Annotated in this window: 1 protein-coding gene; it reads left to right on the forward strand. The window is 57.9% G+C overall.

Going from position 1 to position 335, the window contains the following annotated elements; genetic code table 11:
* A partial coding sequence (locus AB3X94_RS42030) for a transposase (protein ID WP_368594438.1) occupies window positions 1-335 on the forward strand: 335 nt, incomplete at both ends.

The following is a 335-nucleotide window of genomic DNA, read 5'->3' on the forward strand; positions in this document are numbered from 1 at the left end:
GTTCATGACATCAATGCGGCCGAAGCGCTGTTGCACGGCCAGGAAATGGATGTGTCCGCTGACGCCGGATATCAGGGTATCGAAAAGCGCTGCCAGGTAAGCGCGGTTCGCTGGCATGTCGCGATGCTACCAGGCAGGCGCAGACAACTGGACCTAACCGATCGGCTGGACGCGATATTCGATCAGATTGAACGCCTGAAGGCCGGCGTCCGCGCCAAGGTTGAACATCCGTTCCGCGTCCTCAAACAGCAGTTTGGCTATACGAAGACCCGGTACCGGGGGTTGATGAAGAACACCGCCCAGATCACGACACTATTTGCTCTGGGCAACCTGTG

The organism is Paraburkholderia sp. BR10923, from assembly GCF_040948765.1.
Taxonomy (GTDB): Bacteria; Pseudomonadota; Gammaproteobacteria; order Burkholderiales; family Burkholderiaceae; genus Paraburkholderia; species Paraburkholderia youngii.